This window comes from Aeromicrobium sp. PFPM2_SD2 (assembly GCF_057364525.1).
Genome location: NZ_JBNFNZ010000207.1, coordinates 1 through 4,235 on the forward strand (window position 1 = coordinate 1; position 4,235 = coordinate 4,235).

Sequence of the window (4,235 nt, forward strand, 5' to 3'; positions counted from 1 at the left end):
CGCGGCCGCCGCGGCCGAGCCTGCTGGACGACGGCCTGGCTGGTCGACGTCTGTGCGTCCTGGCCGCGCACCGCGACGGGGGCGGACGGACGACCGACCACCCTGCACGACGCGGTCCTGCGCGCGACCCGCCTGTAGGCCCCCGACAGCCGCTTCGCCGGCTCAGACCAGCTTGCGGACGACCCCGAGCGGAGCGTGCTTCATGACCGGGCCGATCGCCTTCCACGGCCACGGCGGCACGCTGGCCTCGGCCGGCTCCTTCTGCATCGCCTTCACCAGGGCGCGGCAGCCGGTCTCGGTGTCGACCATCATCCGCGCCTCCTGCTCGACGCCCTCGTTCATCTCCGAGGCGATGTAGCCGGGGTAGATCGTCGTGACCTTGATGTCGTGGCCGCGGCGCCCGATGAGGTCCGAGCGGATGCCCTCGGCCAGGTGCGCCACGCCCGCCTTGGTGGCCGCGTACGTCGTCATGGACGACGGCATGCCGCGCATCGCCGACATGGACGAGATGACGACCAGGTGCCCGGCCTTGCGCTCGTAGAAGTGCTCCATGGCCGCCTCGCACTGGGCGAGCGCGGCGACGAAGTTGGTCATCGCGGTCTCGCGGTTGGCCGCGAAGCGTCCGGTGCCGATGCGCCCGCCCTTGCCGAGGCCCGCGTTGACGACGACCCGGTCCAGGCCGCCGAGCTCGCCGACGGCCTCCTTGACCACGGCGAAGACCCGGTCGTGGTCGTTGACGTCCAGCGCGTGCACGCTGACCCGCACGCCGGGGTGCGCGGCCAGCAGCTCGTCGCGCAGCGCCTCGAGCCGCTCGGTGCGGCGCGCGGCGAGCGCGAGGTGGTGGCCCTGCTCGGCCAGGACCCGGGCCATGCCGGCGCCGAGGCCCGAGCTGGCTCCGGTGATGAGGACGTTGCGACGCACGGTGGCTCCTATCGGTAGGTGACGTCGGAGGCGGGCAGGTGACCGTGCTCGTTGAAGCTGATGAGCGTGCGACCGGCCGAGCCCAGGACGATCTTGGTGGTGCTGGCGTTCACCATGGACGCGTTGAGCCGCGACCACAGGTCCGGGCCGCCGCCGAGCAGGTGCGCGGCGACGACGGCGATGGGGGCCGGCCGGAGCTGAACACGACGCCGGTCTGGTCGCGGCCCGACGGACGACGCGACGCGGTCGAAGGCGTCCAGCACGCGGGCGGTGAAGCCGGTGAACGACTCGCTCACGTCGGTCAGCTCGGCGCGCGTCCACGCGGCGGTCGCGGCGACGAACGCCTTCTGGAAGCCCTTCGCGTCGTCGCGCGGCGTGCCGGGCGCGTAGGCCTCGACGAGCGGCTCGAACCCCAGCTCGTCCCAGCCGGCGTCCTGGTCGTAGCCGTCGACGTCGCCCAGGACGTCCAACGACGCGATCGCGGTCTGGTGGTGGCGCTTGAGCGAGCCGACCATCGCGACGTCGGGGCTGAAGCCGCCGGCCTCCCAGGCGTACCCGAGGTTGAGCGCCTGGCGCTCGCCGAGCGGGGTGAGCCGGTCGTAGTCGTCGGTGCCGAAGGCGGCCTGGCCGTGGCGGACGAGCAGCAGCGTGCCCATCAGCGGCTCCGGCCGCGCAGCGTGCGCAGGACGAGGCGGTCGTACACCGGACGCGCGTGCCGCTTGAGCGCCCACAGGGCGCGGCCGTCGGCGTTGGGCACGATGACCCGCTGGTCGCGGTCGACGCCGGCGAGCACGCGCTCGGCGACCTCGTCGGCCCCGACCTTCGCCCGCGCGATGAGCCGCTCGGCCGTCTGCTGCGCCTGCTCGTCCTTGCCGCGCAGGGACGCGGCGAGGTTGGTGCGGAAGAACGTCGGGCACACCGCCGAGACCCGCACCCCGGCGTCGTGCAGCTCGAAGAACAGCGTCTCGCTGAGCGCGACGACCCCGGCCTTCACCGCGTTGTACTCGCTCATCGTCGGCATGTGCACCAGGCCGGCGGCCGAGGCGGTGTTCACCAGGTGGCCCGAGCCCTGCTCGACCATGAGCGGGGCGAACGTCCGACAGCCGCGCACGACGCCGAGCAGGTTCACGTCGACGATCCACTGCCACTGGTCCAGCTCGGTCAGCTCGATGCGTCCGCCCGCCGCGACACCGGCGTTGTTGAACAGCACGTCCAGGCGGCCCCAGGTCTCCACCACGTGGTCGCGGGCCGACGCCCAGTCGACGTCGCTGGTGACGTCCAGGCGCCGGTAGGTCACGCGGTCGAGGCCGGCGAGGGTGTCGGGCAGGGACTCGGCGACGTCGGTGGCCAGCACGTGGCTGCCGCGGTCGACCAGCCGGCGGACGAGGGCGAGCCCCAGTCCGGAGGCCGCGCCGGTGACCAGGACGCGCGCGTCGGTGGGGAGGGACATGCCGCGATGCTAGACGCTGGGAGCCGCCCGAGTGCGTAACCGTTGTTGCGCAGATTTTCGCGATTCGTGCCAAAAACTGGGAGAATAGAGTCCCGTGACTGGATTCCCCCACCTCCGCGCGGTGCGTTCGCGCCGTGGTCGCCGGGCCGTCGTCGCGGGCATCGCCCTGCTGACCAGCCTCGGCCTGGCCCTCGGCACCACCACCGCCCCCAGCAGCGCGAAGACGCCGCGGTACCCCTGGCACACGAACATCACCGCCACCACGTTCTGGGTCGGCGAGATCTTCGACCCGAACGCCTCGGACGGCTCGCAGCGCATCTCGGCCTACGACGACAAGTGGTACAAGCGCTACGGCGGCTGCGACGGCGTCCGCAGGAACGGCGACTGCCGCACCGAGAAGCGCGTGCGCAGCAACGGCTTCTTCCCCCGGCACATGCGGCCGAAGGAGAACCCGTTCTACCTCGACCTGCCCTACGACGACGTCAACGTCACCGCGAACTTCAAGAAGCGCGGCCAGGTCGTCCCGTGGGCGAAGCACAGCGCCTACCGCGGCAAGGTCAAGAACCGCGCCTACAGCCTCATGAAGAACCGCTGGGTCGAGCTGCGCCGCGGCAACAAGCGCTGCTTCGGGCAGATCCAGGACGCCGGACCGGGCAAGTACAGCGACACCCGCTACGTCTTCGGCACCAAGAACCAGCGGCCGGCGAACAAGCGGTACGGCGGCGCCGGCATGGACGTCTCGCCGGCCCTCACCGGATGCCTGGGCTTCGCCAGCACCAACGGCATCACCCGGGGCGTCCGCTGGCGCTTCGTCGAGCGCAAGGACGTCCCGCGGGGTCCGTGGACCCGCATCGTGACCCGCTCGCGCGGCACCAACTGGGGCTGACGGACCTGCTCGCGGGGGCGTCCGGGGGGCGTCCCTAGCGAGCCGGGCCCGTCAGGCGCTCGCGCAGGCGGTCGGCCAGGGCCCGGTCCTGGGGATCGAGGTCGTCGAAGCCGGGGTCGTCGGCGCGCCCGTGGAGCCAGTCGAGCAGCGTCGCCGGGTGCACGTGGGCGCCGGTCATCCGCCGGGCGTCGACCAGGTCGACCTCCTGGACCGGGTCAGGCACCCGGGACCAGATCACGTCGTCGCCGACCGAGCACACGAGCCACACCGGCGCGTCGTCGTCGCAGTAGCACGGGCACAGCCACAGCGCGTCGTCCACCCGCCGGCGCGGCTCACCGGTCCCCTCGGGCAGCCACGGCGGACCCACCACCTCGGCCAGGAACGCCTCGACCAGGACCGCGTCAGGGTCCTCCGCTGCTCGCGCGACCGGCGGCTGTCGGCGCCCCCACCTCACGGCGTCGGCGCGGCGGCGTAGGCGTCGACCTCGGCCAGCAGGGACGCCTTGCCGGCGTCGTCGAGGAACGACTGGCGCACCGCCTGGCGGGCGAGCTCGGCGACGCCCGCCTCGTCCAGGCCGAGCAGCCCGGCCGCCACGACGTACTCGTCGGTGAGCGTCGTGCCGAACATGGGCGGGTCGTCGGACGAGATCGAGAACGGCACGCCCGCGGCGGCGATGGCCGGCAGCGGGTGCTCCTCGATCGACGGCACCGACCGGGTGCGGACGTTGGAGGTCGGGCACACCTCGAGCGCGATCCGGCGCTCGGCCAGCAGCGCGAGCAGCGCCGGGTCGTCGACGCTGCGGATGCCGTGCCCGATGCGCTCGGCGCCCAGGTGCTCGACGGCGTCCCACACCGACTGGGCGTCGGTCGACTCCCCCGAGTGCGGCACGCTGTGCAGCCCGGCCGCCCGCGCCTGCTGGAAGTGCGCGCGAACTGCGCCCGCGGCCACGCCGAGCTCGGGCCGCCCCAGGCCGAAGGC

General features: G+C 73.1%; 6 protein-coding genes. 1 reads left to right on the plus strand and 5 read right to left on the minus strand.

All coding sequences use genetic code 11. The annotated features are described in order from the left end of the window. Window positions 1-162: 162 nt before the first annotated feature. From AC2W7G_RS10335 to AC2W7G_RS10345, 3 genes are read right to left on the minus strand one after another with little or no spacing between them, the layout of a single operon-like run. The gene (locus tag AC2W7G_RS10335; RefSeq protein WP_485868356.1) at window positions 163-921 is read right to left on the minus strand and encodes an SDR family oxidoreductase; all 759 of its coding nucleotides are present in this window, start codon (window positions 919-921) and stop codon (window positions 163-165) included. A gap of 8 nt (window positions 922-929) precedes the next feature. After that, window positions 930-1,577 (minus strand): histidine phosphatase family protein, encoded by a 648-nt coding sequence (locus AC2W7G_RS10340; protein ID WP_485868357.1) that lies wholly within the window; start codon window positions 1,575-1,577, stop codon window positions 930-932. After that, the gene (locus AC2W7G_RS10345) at window positions 1,577-2,371 is read right to left on the minus strand and encodes an SDR family NAD(P)-dependent oxidoreductase (protein WP_485868358.1); all 795 of its coding nucleotides are present in this window, start codon (window positions 2,369-2,371) and stop codon (window positions 1,577-1,579) included. The genes AC2W7G_RS10340 and AC2W7G_RS10345 overlap by 1 nt, the downstream gene beginning before the upstream one ends. 94 nt (window positions 2,372-2,465) lie before the next feature. Between AC2W7G_RS10345 and AC2W7G_RS10350 the strand changes: the two genes are divergently transcribed. Further along, entirely contained in the window at window positions 2,466-3,257 is a 792-nt protein-coding gene (locus AC2W7G_RS10350; RefSeq protein WP_485868359.1) for a hypothetical protein, read from the plus strand. 34 nt (window positions 3,258-3,291) lie between these two features. Here the strand turns inward: AC2W7G_RS10350 and AC2W7G_RS10355 are convergent, their stop codons facing one another. Then, window positions 3,292-3,711 carry a hypothetical protein gene (locus AC2W7G_RS10355; protein ID WP_485868360.1) on the minus strand — a complete coding sequence of 140 codons (420 nt, stop codon included), beginning with the start codon at window positions 3,709-3,711 and terminating at the stop codon, window positions 3,292-3,294. Continuing rightward, a partial coding sequence (locus tag AC2W7G_RS10360) for an adenosine deaminase family protein (RefSeq protein ID WP_485868361.1) occupies window positions 3,708-4,235 on the minus strand: 528 nt, incomplete at its 5' end. The genes AC2W7G_RS10355 and AC2W7G_RS10360, both read right to left, overlap by 4 nt.

What these genes read in the sequence shown, in the direction of transcription:
- AC2W7G_RS10345 (WP_485868358.1), bottom strand. Translation starts at nt 2,371, where the DNA reads ATGTCCCTCCCCACCGACGCGCGCGTCCTGGTCACCGGCGCGGCCTCC.
- AC2W7G_RS10340 (WP_485868357.1), bottom strand. Translation starts at nt 1,577, where the DNA reads ATGGGCACGCTGCTGCTCGTCCGCCACGGCCAGGCCGCCTTCGGCACC.